General features: G+C 46.1%; 17 protein-coding genes. 9 read left to right on the forward strand and 8 right to left on the reverse strand.

The window, feature by feature from the left end; all coding sequences use genetic code 11:
* Window positions 1-94: 94 nt before the first annotated feature.
* A complete protein-coding gene (locus AC58QO_RS17085) occupies window positions 95-1,042 on the reverse strand; it encodes an ATP-dependent DNA ligase (RefSeq protein WP_497268139.1) in 948 nt (315 codons plus the stop codon).
* Window positions 1,043-1,208: 166 nt separating this feature from the next.
* On the opposite strand from AC58QO_RS17085, the gene AC58QO_RS17090 reads away from it, so the two are divergent.
* On the forward strand, window positions 1,209-2,501 hold the full coding sequence (locus AC58QO_RS17090; protein ID WP_497267563.1) for an arsenic transporter: 1,293 nt from the start codon (window positions 1,209-1,211) through the stop codon (window positions 2,499-2,501).
* A 12-nt stretch (window positions 2,502-2,513) separates the two neighbouring features.
* On the opposite strand, the gene AC58QO_RS17095 is transcribed toward AC58QO_RS17090, so the two are convergent.
* From AC58QO_RS17095 to AC58QO_RS17105, 3 genes are all read right to left on the reverse strand, one after another.
* Window positions 2,514-3,236: an anti-sigma factor gene (locus AC58QO_RS17095; RefSeq protein ID WP_497267565.1), complete on the reverse strand. Its 723-nt coding sequence runs from the start codon at window positions 3,234-3,236 to the stop codon at window positions 2,514-2,516.
* A 4-nt stretch (window positions 3,237-3,240) separates the two neighbouring features.
* A complete protein-coding gene (locus AC58QO_RS17100) occupies window positions 3,241-3,807 on the reverse strand; it encodes an RNA polymerase sigma factor (RefSeq protein WP_497267567.1) in 567 nt (188 codons plus the stop codon).
* Window positions 3,808-3,954: 147 nt separating this feature from the next.
* Window positions 3,955-5,637: a hypothetical protein gene (locus AC58QO_RS17105; RefSeq protein ID WP_497267569.1), complete on the reverse strand. Its 1,683-nt coding sequence runs from the start codon at window positions 5,635-5,637 to the stop codon at window positions 3,955-3,957.
* 147 nt (window positions 5,638-5,784) lie between these two features.
* Between AC58QO_RS17105 and ligD the strand changes: the two genes are divergently transcribed.
* Window positions 5,785-6,681, forward strand: coding sequence for a non-homologous end-joining DNA ligase (ligD, locus tag AC58QO_RS17110; RefSeq protein WP_497267571.1), 897 nt, complete (start codon window positions 5,785-5,787; stop codon window positions 6,679-6,681).
* Window positions 6,682-6,707: 26 nt separating this feature from the next.
* On the opposite strand, the gene cls is transcribed toward ligD, so the two are convergent.
* Complete coding sequence (gene cls, locus AC58QO_RS17115) at window positions 6,708-8,141, reverse strand: cardiolipin synthase (RefSeq protein WP_497267572.1); 1,434 nt, start codon at window positions 8,139-8,141, stop codon at window positions 6,708-6,710.
* A 220-nt stretch (window positions 8,142-8,361) separates the two neighbouring features.
* Here cls and AC58QO_RS17120 point away from each other — a divergent pair, with 220 nt between their 5' ends.
* From AC58QO_RS17120 to AC58QO_RS17135, 4 genes are read left to right on the forward strand one after another with little or no spacing between them, the layout of a single operon-like run.
* A complete protein-coding gene (locus AC58QO_RS17120; RefSeq protein ID WP_497268141.1) occupies window positions 8,362-10,017 on the forward strand; it encodes a spore germination protein in 1,656 nt (551 codons plus the stop codon).
* Window positions 10,004-11,176, forward strand: a complete 1,173-nt coding sequence (locus AC58QO_RS17125; RefSeq protein WP_497267574.1) for a Ger(x)C family spore germination protein — start codon at window positions 10,004-10,006, stop codon at window positions 11,174-11,176. Before AC58QO_RS17120 ends, AC58QO_RS17125 begins: the two co-directional genes overlap by 14 nt.
* Window positions 11,177-11,181: 5 nt before the next feature.
* The gene (locus AC58QO_RS17130; RefSeq protein WP_497267576.1) at window positions 11,182-11,412 is read left to right on the forward strand and encodes a hypothetical protein; all 231 of its coding nucleotides are present in this window, start codon (window positions 11,182-11,184) and stop codon (window positions 11,410-11,412) included.
* 20 nt (window positions 11,413-11,432) lie between these two features.
* Window positions 11,433-12,800 carry a GerAB/ArcD/ProY family transporter gene (locus AC58QO_RS17135; RefSeq protein WP_497267578.1) on the forward strand — a complete coding sequence of 456 codons (1,368 nt, stop codon included), beginning with the start codon at window positions 11,433-11,435 and terminating at the stop codon, window positions 12,798-12,800.
* Window positions 12,801-12,888: 88 nt separating this feature from the next.
* On the opposite strand, the gene AC58QO_RS17140 is transcribed toward AC58QO_RS17135, so the two are convergent.
* Window positions 12,889-13,980, reverse strand: coding sequence for a ParM/StbA family protein (locus AC58QO_RS17140; RefSeq protein ID WP_497267580.1), 1,092 nt, complete (start codon window positions 13,978-13,980; stop codon window positions 12,889-12,891).
* A gap of 198 nt (window positions 13,981-14,178) precedes the next feature.
* On the opposite strand from AC58QO_RS17140, the gene AC58QO_RS17145 reads away from it, so the two are divergent.
* From AC58QO_RS17145 to AC58QO_RS17155, 3 genes are all read left to right on the forward strand, one after another.
* A complete protein-coding gene (locus tag AC58QO_RS17145; RefSeq protein WP_497267582.1) occupies window positions 14,179-15,219 on the forward strand; it encodes a peptidoglycan DD-metalloendopeptidase family protein in 1,041 nt (346 codons plus the stop codon).
* A 1-nt stretch (window position 15,220) separates the two neighbouring features.
* Complete coding sequence (locus AC58QO_RS17150) at window positions 15,221-15,673, forward strand: bactofilin family protein (RefSeq protein ID WP_497267584.1); 453 nt, start codon at window positions 15,221-15,223, stop codon at window positions 15,671-15,673.
* An 83-nt stretch (window positions 15,674-15,756) separates the two neighbouring features.
* Complete coding sequence (locus tag AC58QO_RS17155; protein ID WP_497267586.1) at window positions 15,757-16,491, forward strand: HAD family hydrolase; 735 nt, start codon at window positions 15,757-15,759, stop codon at window positions 16,489-16,491.
* A 51-nt stretch (window positions 16,492-16,542) separates the two neighbouring features.
* Here AC58QO_RS17155 and AC58QO_RS17160 read toward each other — a convergent pair whose 3' ends face one another.
* A complete protein-coding gene (locus tag AC58QO_RS17160; RefSeq protein WP_497267588.1) occupies window positions 16,543-17,478 on the reverse strand; it encodes an ABC transporter permease in 936 nt (311 codons plus the stop codon).
* Complete coding sequence (locus AC58QO_RS17165; RefSeq protein ID WP_497267590.1) at window positions 17,471-18,406, reverse strand: ABC transporter ATP-binding protein; 936 nt, start codon at window positions 18,404-18,406, stop codon at window positions 17,471-17,473. The genes AC58QO_RS17160 and AC58QO_RS17165 overlap by 8 nt, the downstream gene beginning before the upstream one ends.
* Window positions 18,407-18,529: the final 123 nt, after the last annotated feature.

Consider the following 18,529-nt stretch of genomic DNA (forward strand, 5'->3'; position numbering starts at 1 on the left):
GTTATGCTCCCAAAATCATAGGGCTATTCAGTTGTTTCCATAGCAGGTGTATTTTAGCATTCACAATGATGTATAAGCGCTCAGTTAAATGAACTCATCCCATCTGATCAAACGTACACACAGACAATTCAACCTGCGTGAACGCTTGAATACTCGGGTGCCTCATCGTGCCATTCGAGGTCCACTCCATGTATTGGATTTTCACCGTTAGCTTCGGCTCGATCCAGATCGCCTCTTTGCTTCGTTCCGGCTCATTGGCAAAAGGCTTCTCCTTCCTCACCATCGGCTCGACGAGTTGGGTCAATTGACGCCACTCCTCGCGAGTTAGCTTGCCAGTCCCCGCATGTCCGATGTAGATAAATCTGCCCTCCCGATCGAATAGCCCTAATAGAATCGCATTAACGACGCCTGCACGTAACGTCACTCCCCCAATGACCGCATGGATATCATGGAATATTTTCTTCTTCACCCAACGCTTGTCTTTCCCGCCTAACGCGTAGGTACTTTGCAGATCTTTACAGACAATCCCTTCCATCCCATGTGATTTCATGACCTCATAAAGCTGATGACCATCAGGCATATTCGGGGTGAGTTGCACGTGCGGCAGCGGAGTAATGACATCCTGCAGAACCTTCTGTCTTACAGACAATGGTTCATCCAGCAGCCACTTTCCGTTGCACATTAAAATGTCGAATATCATATAGGTAACGGGCGTCTGAGTGACCGCTCGGTCAATGCTTAGTTTTTTACGCAGTGATTCCCGCTTCATGATTTCATGAAATGTGGGCTTTTTCTCATCAAAAGCTATAATTTCCCCATCCAAAATGATAGATGAGGCCTTGCAGTAGGATTGAATATCCAACAGTTCCGGATATTGCTCTGTTCGCTCGTGGCAGCGCCGATTCCACAGCCGCACTTCCCGACCATCATAATAGGTTAGCATGCGAACACCATCCCACTTAATTTGTGCAATCCAACCGGCAGCGACTGGAATTGTTTCCGTTGCGATCGGCTCAAAAGGAAATACCGGCTTTAGCTCCATCATCTCGGATCCTCCCTCTATTGTTGATCTATCTAGTCTTGCCATTCCGAAATAGCTGCAAACTTTCGACTAGTCGATCATCCACCCATAATATTTTGCTATACAGAAAGCCATAAATTTGAGATATTAACATCGTCAATCATTTGCTTTCTGCTAGGAGGATCACATGATTTATTTCGCTATTCTCATCTTTTTACTTACGATTACCTTCGTTATTTGGCAGCCGAAAGGTTTGAGCATTGGTTGGTCTGCATCAGCAGGAGCCTTACTCGCCCTCAGCTTTCAAGTCGTATCTCTACAAGATGTCGCCACAGTAACAGGCATCGTATGGAATGCAACTCTCGCTTTTGTCGGCATTATTGTCATCTCGATTATTCTAGATAGCATTGGCTTCTTCGAATGGTCTGCTCTTCATATGGCACGTCTAGCCAAAGGCAACGGAAAGCGCATGTTCATCTACGTGATCCTGCTCGGCGCGGCGGTTTCAGCCTTTTTTGCCAATGATGGTGCGGCCTTGATCCTAACACCCATCGTTCTGGCCATGGTGAGAGCCATGAAATTGCCGGATCATGCCATCCTGCCGTTCATTATGGCTAGCGGATTTATCGCAGATACAACTTCACTTCCTTTTATCATCAGCAATTTAGTGAATATACTTTCTGCTGATTTCTTCGGTATTGATTTTGTTACCTATGCCAGCCGAATGTTCGTGACGAGTTTATTTTCATTAGGAGCGAGCTTGCTTGTTCTCTACCTTTTTTACCGCAAACAAATTCCTGAGCGTTATGATGTGACCGAACTGAAAAGTCCTTCCGAAGCAATTAAGGATCTGGGGCTATTCCGACTCTCTTGGTGGATTCTTGGCATTTTGTTAGTTACGTATTTGTGCAGTGGTTTTATCAAAATCCCTGTATCCATGCTAGTTGGAACTGCCGCACTGGCTTTCGTTCTTATTGCCCGTTCCAGCGCTGTAATCGATACAAAGAAGATTATGAAAGAAGCTCCTTGGGCGGTTGTTATTTTCTCGATTGGGATGTATGTGGTTGTCTATGGGCTAAAAAATGTGGGTCTAACGGATGCTCTCGGGGATCTCATCGATATTATTTCTAACGAAGGTCTTTTCGCAGCTACGATTGGCATGGGATTCCTTGCGGCTATTCTGTCCTCGATCATGAACAATTTGCCGACTGTGCTGATTGATGCATTAGCCATTCAGGGAACACAAACAGAGGGCACTCTAAGAGAGGCCCTTATTTATGCCAATGTCATTGGTACCGATTTGGGTCCCAAAATGACGCCAATCGGCTCGCTAGCCACCCTGATCTGGCTTCATGTGCTTGCCAAAAAAGGTGTGAAAATCACTTGGGGCGGTTATATGAAAGCAGGCGTTATCCTCACGATTCCCACACTGCTCATCACGTTAATCGGCTTGTATCTTTGGTTACATGTAGTCACTTGAAACGAAGTATTCTTAAGTACCTAAAATCTTCTTTCCACGCGGCGTGCTTCCATTCGGATCTGGCTCTAAGGTCACCCCAAATGAGTCAATATGCGCATCCTTTACTTTCACAGGTATGGCATATGTCAGTACGCCCGTGCCTTTCTCATCCACGCGCAGTGTTCCACAATTGTATCGCTTCCCGCTTTTGTTGTACCAAACCTGATAGGTCCAGTCCCCCTGCGTTTCCTTAAGCCCTTGTAGATTAATAACCACGTTGTGGCTATCGCCATTCTGCAGCACATACGCGGTGCCAGAAGCAGCAGGCATGGTTGTATCAAAGGACTTCAACTGATAGGTACTCACGATTTCTGCAGGCTGTTGCAAGTTCACACTCGCAATGGGGCTTGCGGCTTGCTGCTGATTATTCCACCAGATACCTACAACGAAACCTAGAGCAATCGCAGCGGCACTGCCATATAGCCATTTGAAAGATCGCTTTTTCTCAGGCACAACAGGTACGATCTCTTTCGGTTGTAAAGACTGCATCACCTGTGCCTTCAAATCAGCGGGTACTTCGACTTCCTCCATGTCAAAAGGTAACGACTCCCAGACTTCCTGCAAATCGCTTAACTCTTCCCGGCAGGTGACACAAGTTCGCAGATGCCGTTCGAAAGCAGCGCGTTCCCATTCTGTGCAATCGCCTGTCAAATAATTGACCAGATCATTGCAATCTACAGTTTCCCGTTCTTCCATTACGTCATCCCTCCCTCAATGATGTCAAATGCTTGCGAAGCAACTTCAAGCCTTGGTGCAGTCGACTCTTGATCGTACCAATGGGTTCATTGGTCTGCGTAGCAATTTCACTCAACGAATAGCCCTGCCAATACATCAAATTGATCAATTCAATCTGACTTTCCGATAAATGGACATAGGCCTCCTGAATTTGTTCCCCGATCCATTTGCGAGACATAACCGTCTCTGGATCTTGATCCTTCGAAACGAACGATCGTTCCCATTCATTCGGCTCAAAATGGATATCTTGATCACTTCGCCGCTTCTTGCGAAGACAGTCGATCGTGATATTCCTAGTTACGGTGATGAGCCAGTTGACGAATGCCCCTTTGCTCGCATCATAACCCTTCTCCGTGGTCCACAACCGTGTAAATACAAGCTGGACAATCTCTCTTGCAGCTAGTTCTTCCTTGGTGGACTTCAATGCAAAGGAGTACACAAGTTTTGCATATCTATCGTATAACTCCTCTAAAGCTGGATGATGCTTGCTCATGACCAGCCTCATGAGTTCTCCATCTGTTCGATTTCGCATAGTTCAGGTACACCCCGAGTCGAAATGACTTTTATTATTATCTTACTACCATAGCTTCAGCTGGAAGTCTTGGCAATAGTTTGTAAGAAAAAAGCACTCCAACACATCTGTACCTTCTCAGCATGTTGGAGCGCTCTCATTCAATTGTTATCTGGCAGTGAACCCAGCAGGATCGATAACAAACCATACCTTCCCTACATTTTGGCCCGTCGTTTCGCCTGGGTGAAGATCTTTAATCCAGTAATACAGCGGCCAGCCTTTATAAGTGCTTTGCAGCGTACCATCTTTCCTCGTCAACACACCAAAGTCGCTGGCTCCAAGATCTGAGGAAACAGTCAGATTCGCATCGTAGAAGATCGGCCAGTTCACTAAGCAAGTACCCACGCAGGAATTGGGATCCGTTTTATCCTTAGTAAACATATAGAGTGCCATACCATTGGCATCCACCATGTAGGTGCCCAATGCGTCGGATTTACTTGTTTTCACGGATGTGTTCGCAGCTTTGGTTCCCGCGAATTTCGCTGGATCAATCACGTACCAGACATGGCCCACATCTTGACCTAAAGTGTCACCCATTTTCTTGTCATCCACCCAGTAATACAGTGGAAAGCCTTTGTACGTGGATTGCATACTGCCATCTGAACGAACCAGTGTGCCAAAATCCTCTGAATGAAGTCCAGTTGGCGCCGAAATCGATGGGGCATAGAATACTGGCCATTTCTCCAAGCATTTGCCTGTGCAGTTGCTAACGCCTTTTGTATCCTTATCGAAGTAGTACAACGCCATGCCATTACCATCTGTCAAATAGTTGCCCAGCTCTGCTTTCGTACCAACGGCCACGCCGCCGTTCGAAGGCTTGATGACAAACCATACCTTGCTAACATTATCTCCTGTGGTATCTCCTGGTTTGACATCCTTGATGAAATAATAAAGCGGCCAGCCTTTGTAAGTGAGCTGATCTTTACCATCCTTGCGTGTGAAAACGCCGAAATCAGCGCTATTAAACTCGGCAGGCACGGTAAAGTTATTCGAGTTATAGATCGGCCAGTTCACTAAGCAAGGGCCCACACAGGAGTTCACATCTGCGACATCCTTCGTGAAATAGTACAGGGTCATTCCTTTATCGTCTGTGAGATAACTGCCTAATGTATTGCTTTGCACTAGCTTTAACGAAGGCTTAGCAAGCACATCTAACTTCGTTTTGTCCAGCTTCCCTTTGCCGACCAAATCTGCTGCTAACGTTCCGGTCGTTCCTTTCATCGGTTCCTTTAATGCCTCAATCGTTGCAGTTGCCATATGTAAGTTTTTGAAGTCTTTAACGGTCGCTAGTTTGGTTAGACCGTGCTTACCAGCGAAGTCGAACACATTCGCAAATTCGAAATCCGTTCCTTGCTTATAGCCTAAGGATTCCAAAAGCACTTTATAAAACTGCTGCGAAGTCACACTTCCAAGCGGATTAAAGCTATGGTCGTCTGTTCCTTGCCAGCCAAGCTCGGGATGCAGGTTCAAGTAGCCGAGAATAGCCTGATTCGTTGTTGATAGACCGCTTACATCTTTGAAGCTTGTTGTCCCTTTATAAGCCAGCGCTTCAGCCTCGAGTCCATGCAATCGGAGAGACATTATCGCAGCTTGCAGCCTAGTCGTTGATTTGTTCAAGTACTGCGCAGTCAATCCGTTGCCTTCCCCTTGCAGAATGCCTAGATCACCAGCAATATCTGTTTCGCTTTGGACCTTCAGAGGTTCCGCCGCACTTGCAGATAAGGCCGTCACTCCTGTTACAATGCCTAACAACACCAATGATGATAATCCTATTTTTTTATAATTGCCCATGCTACAATGCCTCCTTCTTGTTTCTATGTAAGGAAACGTGTGCAAGCTGCTAGCGGTTTGAATTTAGTAAAAGCTTTTTATCCCAGTTTGAGAAGCGTCTGCCTAGGCAATAATTGGAGATACGACAATAGCTCAGAAGGAGTACTCATGCCTATGGCCATCAAAGCAGAGAAAGCTTCACTACTCGTAGAAGGCAACGAGTTGACGATCACGAATCCGAATAAGCCGCTGTGGCCTGAATTAGGTATTACAAAAGCGGATTATCTCACGAAATTAAGTGAGCTCTCGCCGTACCTCCTACGTTATTGCCGTAATCGTCATTTAACGACAATTCGATTTCCACATGGGTATGATGACAAATCCTTTTATCAGAAAAATGCTCCCGATCCTGTACCCAGCTTCGTTAAGCTTGCCCCACTCGATGGCATTAACTATGTGAATCTGGATTCCTTGTCTACGCTAATGTGGCTCGGAAATCTGACTTGCTTGGAGTTTCATCCTTCCTTTCATTACATTGGAGAGACGCTGCCCGCAGAATGGCTGATTGATATCGACCCTACCTTGGAGGAAGAACCTCGCATCATGGAGGCTGCTCTAATCATTGGTGAGGTGCTGGATTCGCTCCGCATTCAGTCAGTACCCAAAACCTCTGGTGCCACCGGGGTACAAATCTACATCCCCATCCAGCCGGGCTATACATTTGAAGAGCTCAGAAAGATTGGGCATTTTATCGCTGCGTATGCGGTGAAGATGCATCCTAAGCTGTTTACAATAGAGCGCTTCAAGAAAAACCGGGGTGATAACATATATATCGATTACCTGCAGCATTGGTATGGTAAAACACTCTCGGCTCCCTATACGCCGCGCGCCAAAAAGGACGCAACGGTCTCAACGCCCTTGTTCTGGAAAGAAGTCGAGCTTCAACCGAGTCCTCGTGAATTTAATCAATTGACCATTATGAATCGACTGCGAACCTATGGAGATCTGATTGACCGAGTTCCCCCTCAAAACTTAGATGCTATTTTAAGCAAACTAAAAGAGTAGTTCTATATAGAACTACTCTTCTAGTTTCAAAATAACGGCGACAACAACCGTGCTATTAACTCCTTCGCTTTTTCACTCCGCGACCTCATTTCAAACTCGTTTAACCGAACTTCAGTGCATTCCTTCAGGTCCATTTCGAAATCACGCTCTAAGCGTGCAATCACCTCTTGATCAAACATCACAGCATTCAACTCGAAATTGCTGAAAAAACTGCGCATATCCACGTTAGCAGTTCCAACCGTCACCATGATGTCATCCACGATGATCACTTTAGCGTGTATAAATCCCTTTCGATACAAGTAGAATCGAACCCCTGCTTGCATTAACTCCTGCAGATAAGATCTTGAAGCGTATTGTACGATGCGTGAATCTGCCTTGTAGGGGAGAATAACACTCACATCTACGCCACAGATCGCCGCCGATTTGAGCGCCATGATGATGCTGGGATCGGGAATGAAATACGGCGTAGTGATCCAAATTCGGTTCTTAGCCGCGATCAATCCCGCAAAATACATTTCCTGAATCGCATCCCATCTGGCGTCAGGACCGCTTGAAATGACTTGAACATACGAAGAATGCTGTTCCTCATGAATGGGATAATAGCTGTGCCCCTTCAAGCTTTCCCCGCTAACGAAAAACCAGTCCGTCAGAAACGACCTTTGTAAATCGTACACCGCATCACCGACTAGCACGACGTGGGTATCTCGCCAAAAGCCCAGCTTTGGATCTCCGCCCAGATATTCATTGCCGATATTAATACCACCTACAAATCCAACCAAGCCGTCGACAACCACAATTTTACGATGGTTCCGATAATTCAACCGTTTATCGAAGAATGCGATCAGCGGCTTTAAGAAGGGGTACACCGCAATGCCCCCGCGCTTCAATCGGTCAATGTACGCCTTAGATAGGGAGTGACTTCCCACACCATCGTAAATGACCCTAACGGCTACACCTTCCTTCGCTTTCTGAAGCAAAGCCTCTTGAAATTCCATGCCGACCGCATCATCGCGTATCGTATAGAATTCGAAGTGGATATGGTTTCTGGCTTTCCCAATTTCCTTTAGCATAGCCTCATAAGTCACATCTGCATTCGTCAGTACCTGGACCCGATTCCTTGCTGTAATCGGTGCATCCGGCACATGCCGCAGCCAGTCACGAAGCCGCTGTTCACTGGGCAAGAAGCTGTTTTCACTACTACTTGCCGCATCCCCCGGGCTAGCTCTGTGATGCCTACTCTGAAACTGTTCGCTCTCGCTGCCAGTGCTGCTCTGTCCATGAACTTTCTTCCGTCTTACATATTCCCTCGCCATGAAATAATACATAATGAATCCAATGATTGGAAAAATAAATAGGACACTTAGCCATGCTACAGACTTTGCCGGCCTTTTATATTCGCAAATGAGAATCGTAGCTGCCTGAAAAATAAATAACAGCAGCAACAGAACTAGCCATAACAAAAACACCATCTCCTATCCCTGCATCTCCATGCTGAGATAGCTTGTGCCATGCCCACCGGAGCTATACCTTTTCTTTCCAATGGCACCTGTGCAAATAAAATTTTCCATCTTTCGTAATAAAATCCTTCTATTTCGCAGAATATAATCTACGCATTCTTATTTCTTCAGCTTGATCGCGGCAGGAGGTGCCTCTCGCTTGGCCAAAACACCTAAATATTTAATGAAAAGCATCCTGCAAAGCCGTGCAGCGACACCCTCTAGCGAAGGCCAGCCTCCTTCTGATTTGGATCAAGCCCTCGATATCCAATTTATCGAGGATCTTAAGAAGACAAAGCTCTCACTTTTGTTAGAAGAAAATCATTCATTTATTAAAGACCTGTTCAGGGATTGCTCCGATGTCGTCGTGAGGGAATTCGAGATCGATCCTCATATTCCAGCGTTGCTTCTTTTCGTAGATGGTTTAACTAATACTCAACTGCTCAACGATACGATGAAATCACTCATGCTGATCGGAGGCGGAGAAACCTCCATTGAACGCATCGCAAATGTCATTCTGCCTGTGTCCCAGACGCAGATTTCCGATAATTACGGAGATTTGCTCACTTCCGTCTTAGGTGGTGATGCGGCACTGCTGGTTGAGGGGAACAGCAAAGCCATTCTGCTAGGTATCCGTGGTACAGAGAAACGTTCCGTTGGTGAACCAGAGACAGAAACGGTCGTGCGTGGTCCTAAGGAGGGTTTCGTAGAGAGTATTCGCACGAACACCTCCATGATTCGCCGCAAGCTTAAGACACCTCGACTCAAAATGAAATCCATGAGTGTCGGCAAAGAAAGTAATACCAATCTTGTCGTTTGTTTTATGGAAGATTTGGCAATGCCTTCTTTGATTGAAGAAGTCGTCAAGCGACTAGAGCAAATCAAAATTGATGCCATTCTGGAATCCGGCATGATTGAAGAATTGATTCAGGACGACGCCTACTCGCCGTTCCCACAAATGCAATACACGGAGCGTCCAGACGTGGTTGCATCCGCTTTACTTCAAGGGCGTGTAGCCATTCTTACCGACGGAACGCCTTTCGCTCTCATCGTTCCCTTCGTATTCATTCAAATTATGCAAACGAGCGAAGATTATTATGAACGATTCCAGATTAGCACATTGTTACGCTTGCTTCGTTATGTCTTCATGTTCTTATCACTAACGACACCGGCACTCTATGTTGCAATAACGACGTACCATCAAGCACTACTACCAACCGCATTGATGCTAAGTGTAGCTGCCTCTCGGGAGGCCATTCCGTTCCCGTCTGTTGTCGAATGCTTCATTATGGAAATCACCTTCGAAGCCCTACGAGAAGCGGGGATCCGCCTTCCGAAGGCAGTCGGCTCCGCCGTTTCCATCTTAGGCGCGCTCGTCGTTGGTCAAGCAGCCGTACAAGCCGGAATCGTATCTGCACCGATGGTTATTGTCGTCTCGATTACAGGGATAGCTTCCTTCACCATTCCAAGATTCAACGGTGCTATTGCGATTCGGATGCTGCGCTTTCCCATTCTCATTGCCGCGGCCATATTTGGTTTCTATGGCATTTTCTTCTCATTAATGATTCTAATCGGACACATGGCGAATCTCCGTTCCTTCGGAGTTCCCTATTTATCTCCCGTTGGCCCCTTATCCACAACAGATATGAAGGATGTCCTTATCCGTGCGCCGTGGTGGCAATTACTGAAGCGTCCCGATTTCATGGCCATTCAAGATAACACAAGTCAGGATGGTGCCCTGTCGAAGCAAATCAAGAAAGCGGGAGGCTTAGACGGCAGCAACATAGATCACGTACACAAAGCCAGTGAGGAGGAGCAACAATCGAATGAAACATCCTAAACAGCGTATAAGGCTGGTGGTTACCATGCTAGCAGCCACGACTCTTCTTACGGGTTGCTGGGATCGTACAGAGACCAATGACCTGGCGTTTGTCGTCACTTCTTCGGCTGATTTAGAGGATGATGGCAGATATCGAATCGCGCATATGCTTCCTCTGCCCGGTTCTATGGGTGGAGCGAGCGGCGGAGGCGGGGGGACGTCAGGTGGTAAAAGCTATTACATTGACTCCGAGGTAGGAATCACCTATCGCGATGCGTTCAGTAAGCTCCAGTCACGTATGGCACGGCGTCTCTTCCTCTCGCATCGCAGAACGATCGTCATTGGTGAGAAGCTCGCTAAGCAAGGCATTCATTCCTTGTTCGATGTGCTGCCACGTTCTACAGAAAATCGGATGACAACGTTCCTCGTCGTTACGAAAGGGAAGGGCTATGATCTGCTAAATACAGAGCCGAAATTCGAACGTTTCCCAGCAGAAGTGATTCGAGAACTGGCAAAATCACGTTATGCGATGCCAACCTCGATCAAGGATATTGGCATTTCGCTAAGTTTCAATAGTGACCCGATTATGAACTATTTTGAGCCTAAAGAAACGCAGGCCTTTAAGGAGCCTTCACAAGAAATCCAATTGCTTGGTTATGTACAATTCAAAGGTGATCGCATGGTTGGCGTCTATAAGAAAAATGAAGCACAGGGCCTAATGTGGCTAAGAAATCAAGTGAAAGCACAGCAGTACACCTTCCCCATGGAGGAGAATTCTAAAATCTCCGTTGCTGTTATTGGCGGAAAAACAGCCATTACACCGAAGCTCATGGACGACAAAGTGATGTTCGACGTGGTCGTGGAAGCTCGTGGAGCAGTCCGAGAAGACCTATCTAATAAGAATTTATTCAAATCCGAAAACCTTCATAACGTGGAAACCAAGTTCGCAGAGCAAATCAAATCCTCCGTTCTCGCAACGATAAAACAGATGCAAAAGGAAGGGACGGATTCTGCTCAGCTCGGTCTCATCGTTTGGCGAACACATCCTCAGAAATGGAATGAACAGTTTGGGAAGGATTGGGAACATTATTTTAAAGAAGCCGATTTCAACATTGTCGTGAAGGCCACCATACCAGATACTGGCATGATTAACCAAAACGTGACGAATGGAGGGATCTAAAAAAGATGGATGGGATCTTCGTCATCTCTTTTCTCTTCATTCTAATCGGATCCTTCATTCTCGATCGCAAAATGCTGCAACAGGCGGGAATAGGGAACAAAATAACATATGGTCTCGCCATCGGGATCATCACTATCCTGCTTATTACGAAATATCTACATGTGAGTATACCCATGCCCACCTATTTTTTCGTGCAAGTGGTTTCTCCCTGGATCATAAAAGTTCTTGGCATCTAAGTAGAAAGGAGGTTTTCCTCATGAATAGCAAACAAGTCATTAACCAGCGTCAACTCTCATGGCTGGCTTCTTCCATCGTGACTAGCGGAGGCATTCTTACCTTACAAAATGAATTGATACGGATCAATCAAATGGATGCTTGGTTCTGCTATTTACTTTCTATTCTCTATGTATTCCTGATTGCTAGTTTCTTTGGCTATATGGCTAAGCTCTACCCGCAAAAAAACATTTTCGAAATGTCTAAAGTTTTATTAGGTCGATGGCTAGGCACTTGTGTGAATTTACTCATTTTGTTCCATTTCTGGCAGATTATTGTCCGGGATATTTCCTCTGTATCTAGATTTAGTTCAACCCTATTGCTCAACACAACACCATTAGAAATATTAATTTTACTCAATTGCTTGTTGCTCATGTATTTTGGCAAAACGAGTGTAGAAGTCATTGCACGTGTAAATGACCTATTCTACCCCCTTTTCGTCGCAACCCTTACCATTATGCCGCTGCTCTTATCGAATGAATTTTATTTGCGACTGACGACGCCGATTCTGACAATGCCGCTCCAGAACTGGACGGCTAGCTCTTTTTTGACACTCGGGAATGCTGGCGACATCTTCATTCTAGGTGCGTTCCTTCATATGTTGTACAATGCCAACCATATCCGATCGGCCATTCGACACGGTTCCCTGCTTGGTTTTTTCCTACTTACAATCGTTCTTTTTGCCATAATTGCCGTACTCGGCCCTAAGATCCCTGCGAATTTATCATATCCCAGCTATAACTTAGTCCAAACGATTCATGTCACTGACTTTCTTGATCGTCTTGATCTCGTCATGCTGATGATCTGGTTTCCGACAATCGCATGTAAAATCATTGCCATTTATTTGGCACTTCTGCTCGGTATCAGCTCCATTTTCAATAAGCGGAATTATCCGATGATCAACAAGCCTATCGCGCTGCTGTTGGCTCTGAGTACGTGCCTGTCTTTCAAAAGTACGACTGAGATGTTCTCTTTTTCCAACTTCAGCACGCCCGTTATTGTTATGGCTTACCAGCCCTTCATCATGGTACTCCTCTTGATCATGGGAGTCAGAATAAAAAGGAGATCTCCGAATGCCTTTCCTCCTTCACCAGAGGGCACGCATGCCAAGAAAGATCCTGAACAAAGTGCAGGCAAACTTAGCCAACGTCTGACCTATACCAAGTGGCTCTGGGGAGGAAATTTGGTTTTGGTCATTTGCGTAGCGTTCGTTCTAATTGGTCTTACATTCGGCGAGAAATCTACACTGGTTGGTGCGATTTGTGCGACAGGCTTCGGCTGTTGTCTACTCTTAACGACCTTGACCACCTACATGGAACTCACCAAGTTGAAGCAAGCCGAGAGCAGTTAACTCAAACGTGATGCTATCGTGAATTTTAATTTGGAGGAATGCCTATTCACAAAGAAAAAGCACCCGCCTAAGCGGGTGCTTTGTAAGACTAAACAGGAACAGATTGGTTTAAACGGCTTTTTGCTACTTTCAAATAGCCGTGTACGTTCAAGTATTCGCTATCATTCGTGAAGCGCAATTTCATCGCACCTGCAGCGTCTTGAATGTAAGGCTTAAGTGCTGTTGCACCGCCGCCAATCACGTAAAAGCATTGGATATCCGGGCATTTGCGCCAGCGTTTCTTGATCATTTCGACCATGCGTACAGCGGCACGACGGAAATGCAGATCCACGATCGGCCGAATATCCACCTGGCCTTCTCCTGGAAGCTGAATCGTAAATTGCCGATTCTTCACGCGCTGCGCAAGCTTCGCACGGCTTGGGAACAAATGACCATACGCATCTTCCACGTCACGTATGATGGCATCCAAATAGGTGGCGATACCGATTTGCTCGCCATGGCTGAAATGATTATCAATCGCCATGCGTTTGATGACCGGGAAATCAGTCGTCAATGCGCCGATTTCGCAAACGCCGATACAGCCGTTGTATATTTCTTCGTCTTTCACCTGCAGGCTGTCGTGCGTCGCCATGTGGAACATGGCAGCAGCACCTTCAATGGAGACAGCTACTTTGCGGATCGAAACTTTGATTTTACGATTATGGAATTGCGGTGTGGAAAGGAACGTTACTTCGTGCTCACCCAAAAGACGATGCTCAAAGGTCTGACTGTATTTGGGGAAAGAACGAACAGGTAAACCCGTGCCCAAGGTATATTCAACTTCGTCCACGTTACCATAGCCAGGGTTCGCTGCTTGGTTCGTGAGGCCCTGATAAGCAAGTGCAGTCAGTGCAACAATGAGGGATTGATCCGATAGCGCTTTATTATCTGTATCTTCTAGTTCTAAGTTATCTTCGTGCTCTAGGGCGAGCTGACCGACGAAATAACGCTGATTCCTTTGTGAAAGGCTTGGACTGTAAATGACAACATCCAATGCTTTCCATGGTGAATCTTCTTCCTGCAAAATGTGTCTTTCGTAGCCAGGCGCTATGATATTCGGTATAACTAGTGGTTCTCTAGACCCATCTAGCACCAGTTTAATACTATCGTTCCCTATGTCAATACCTGCAAGCTTTATCATGTGTGCCTCCACTCCAAATCTACAGCTTTCTGTAATTGTATTAGTACATTCGATCATATACGACAGGATTCCTTCCTACTTTAGACTCATTTTACTAGGACTAGTAGGCAGGAAGGCAGGTTTTTGGCGCAATATGACGAATGTTGTACAGACCAACCTTTACCAAATTCAACCACGACAGGAGATAATCTAGCCCTTATGAAGCTCAAGTGGAAACCCAAAAAATTGACACTGGTTATCATACCAGACGCTAATCAATCAGTCGTCAGGTTTCGCATCCCCCATTTAGTAGCCTATATCGCAGCAGCATGCTTTTCCTTGCTAATGCTGATTTCCATATCGATTTATATTCTGCATACACACACCTTGAAACAGGCCAATGATTTGCAATCCAAGCTGAGCGGTGCAAATCAACAATGGAGCGCAGCCCTAACTTCCAAGGATGAGGCCATCGAACAATTGCAAAATGAAGTCATTCAACTGTCCCAGCAAGCCGAACAGATGAAATCGAAGGTCGAAGAAGTAAAGAAGCTCGAAAGTGACCTCAAATCTATTGCTGGGATTGATCCCGAACCAAGTAACACCGCCGTTGCAAGCTCAGCATCCGCAGGCAAGGCTAAGAAAGATGCAAAGCAACCCATAGCTGATGAATCGTCAGCTTCAACCGGCGTGGGAGGCAGCCCGAACCCCGTCACGCAGGAAATTATTCTCAAGCTAGGTCAAGACACACTTGCGTCTTTCACGGCACTTAATGGTGAAGTGCAAACGTTGCAAACGAATTTGACAGCCACGAAGCAGAAGGTTGCCGATAAACAGGAGCAGCTTCGCATCACACCGACGCTGTGGCCAACTAGCACGAAGGTGGTTACTTCTCCTTTTGGCTACCGATCCGATCCTTTCACCAAAATACCGAGTTATCATTCTGGCATTGATTTCGGCGCTCATGAGAATGATCCCGTATTTGCAACTGCAGCTGGTAAAGTCGTCAGTACCGGGAAAGACATTTACCACGGCAACAACATTGTGATCGAGCATTCCAAGGGCTTGCGCACCTGGTATATGCATTTGAATAAAATTCTAGTTAACAAAGGCGATTCCGTTGAAAAAGGCGGTACGATTGGTTTAGTCGGATCCACTGGCCGCAGCACAGGTGCACATCTCCATTATGAAGTTCTCAAAAACGGCGAAAGCGTCGACCCCAAGCCTTATCTTAAATCGATTCGAAAGGATGACAACTAACATGTTCAAAAAGACGAAAAGCCTCATGAATCCTAATACAACCGATACGTTAATTGGTGAGGGAACCAACTTCGAAGGCCGTATTAAATCCGAGGCAAGCATTCGCATTGAGGGCGGAATTACGGGAGATATCGATTGCGCTGGCGATGTAATTATTGGCGAGCACGGTGTCGTGAAATCCAATATCGCAGCGCGAGATGTCGTTCTGGCTGGAAGCGTGCATGGGAATATTACGACCAAAGGCAAATTGACCATTACCTCTACGGGGTCCCTGCATGGCAATATTAGCGCAGCCTCATTCATCATTGAGGAAGGCGGCGTATTTCAAGGCAGCAGCAAAATGGATACCAAATCAACCGTTGCTGTGCCCGCACCTACTAACGAGCCTGAGACAGGAAATAGGCCTGTTGCTGCACCTGAGAGCATGTACAAAGGCAATACAGTTGCCATGTAACTCCATACCGCTAGGACTTACGCTAGGCGCATGATATACTAGTTGGAAATTCATTTCTAACTGATATAGGAGACATGGGAACTATGAGAGAACAATCCATCCTATTTGATCTAGATGACACGTTGGTGCATTGCAATAAGTATTTTGACTTTGTGATTGATCAGTTCGTTGATCTGATGCTAACTTGGTACTCCGGACATGGGCTGACTAAGCAGGATATTAAGAAAAAGCAGTTGGATATCGACCTTGCTGGCATTCAAATCCACGGCTTTATGCCGGAACGGTTTCCACAATCGTTCGTTGAGACGTATCAATGGTTCGCACAGCACTACAACCGTCCTGTTAGTGCCAAAGAAACGGACTGGCTCATGCAGCTCGGACACACGGTCTATAGTTACACAGTAGAGCCTTATCCGTTGATGAACGAGACCCTTCACAACCTGCAACAAGCTGGCCACAACTTGTTTCTATATACGGGCGGAGACGTTTCCATCCAAATGAAGAAAATCAAGGATGTAGGCCTCGATGAATTCTTCCAGGATCGTATCTTCGTTACAGTACACAAGACGCGTGAGTTCATGAATACGTTGATGCACGAACAGCGCTTTGACCGCCAACATACGTGGATGATCGGAAACTCGATCACAACAGATGTCCTGCCAGCACTGCATGCAGGTATCCATGCGATTCACATTCCCGTTGTTGATGATTGGGTATTTAACAATGGAACGATTGATGTCACGCCGAAGGGTGCGTTTTACCAGCTGCCGTCGCTTCTGGAAGTGCCCGAAACGATCCAATCGTATATACAGAAATAAGAAGAACGATCCTCCGGTGAAAGCTGAACCGGCAGGATCGTTCTTTTGTTGTCACGCCGCGACATCGCGTCTACGGAATATTTCCCAGGAAAGTACATTGAACAATAAGAAATAGCAAACGAGCACCGTGATGGAGAAGCCCATCGTCATGCCTTCCGCTAATGGCCTATCCTCCAGATACGGCGTGAGGTCGGTATTCGCGAATAAGAAATATTTGCCCCACGTATATCGCATGAACAATAACGTAATCACTTGCCCTGCGAACATGATGAAAATGCTGAGGCCGATCGCAAGTGAAGCGCTGCGAAACACTGTCGATATCATAAAAGCAAGCGTAACGATCATAACAAGCTCAATTAATTTAAGTCCATAGGTCGCAAATACATAGAACAGCATACTCTTCTCCTGCACCTGACCTGCGGCATTCACGGTCAGATGTGGAAGACTCAATCGTTCAAAACCATACAAGAAGCCGTTCACAATCAAGGCAGTGATGAACAAGATGACCAATAGCGTAGCTGCAAAAAGCAGCGTTGTCAGGTACTTCGACAATAAGATCTTCGACCGACTAGCAGGACGTATGAGCAGCAGCTTGATGGTTCCCCAGGTAAACTCCCCAGCTACCATATCTCCGGCAATAATGACCGTGAAGAGTGTAACCAGGATGATCAATCCAGAAGCGGTGAGCATGCCACCCCACAGCGTGTGATCAATAGGGGGATAATTGTGATCCAGCATGTATTGCTGAAGAGCACTATCTTCCCGCATCTGCTTCTTAAAATTTTCTGGAATATCAGGATTCGCCAGCTCTGTCTTATTGTGCTCGATAGTCTCTGTGGCCCTTGTTTTCCAGCTATCATTTTGGTTATTATCGGAATGAGATAACACGCCAGTGAGCACGACAATAACAATTAACAAGATCACTAATATCCATGTTCGAAGCCGATTGTAAATTTTCATATGTTCATTCTTGATGAGATTAAGCAATAGGATCACTTCCCGTCATTTCCAAAAATTGATCTTCCAGCGACTTCGCTGTTTTGCGGATTCCGTATACGGCAATCCCTGACTCGACAAATCGCCTATTCCATGCTGCGGTTTCTTGTTTGTCTAGTTCCATGACGAGGAACTCCTCAATCACTTCCACGGCTTGGCCTTGTGCGGAAGCTAACTGGAGCGCTTGTTCAAGCGACTCTACCTCGAAGAAAATCCGCTGCTTCCCATCTTCATGCACATATTCTTTTATCAGTCTGACGTCGACTAATTTTCCATTCTGAATAATGGCAACACGGTCACACATAAGCTCCATCTCTGCTAACAAGTGAGAAGAAACGATAACTGAAATCCCCTCATCACGGGTAAGTTTACGCAAATGATCGCGAAGTTCCCGTATGCCGGCAGGATCCAACCCATTCGTGGGCTCGTCCAGAATCAGGACCGAAGGCTTATGTAGTAGCGCCTGCGCGATACCTAACCGTTGCCGCATCCCCAGGGAGTAAGTTTTCACCTTGTCATGAATGCGATTCGTCATCCCAACAAGGTCGATCACCTCCGCAATCCGATCCTCTTCAATCCCTGGAATCATTCTGGCATAATGCACCAAATTCTTATAACCGCTTAGAAATTTATACATTTCTGGATTTTCTACAATCGCCCCAATATGACGAATCGCCTGTTCAAAATGTGTCCGAATGGAATACCCGCCAACGCGTATATCCCCTTCCGTGATCGACATTAATCCAACCATCATGCGGATGGTTGTTGTTTTACCCGCGCCATTCGGCCCGAGAAATCCGAACACTTCGCCGCGCGGCACATCGAAGCTTAACTTATCAATAATGGTCTTGGAGCCGATGCGTTTGGAAATATGATCTACCTGCACGATGGGCTTAAGCGCCTCTTGCGATGCTGACATGCGACATCCTCTCCCTTTCTCCTCATCCAATATAATCCAATCCTACCCTATTGATGCTGTCATGCCTAGTGTAATTGAGTCATATGACTGTGCTCACTATGGCTTTTTCCTAATTTTATGTAC

It is taken from the genome of Paenibacillus sp. J31R30 (assembly GCF_059692115.1).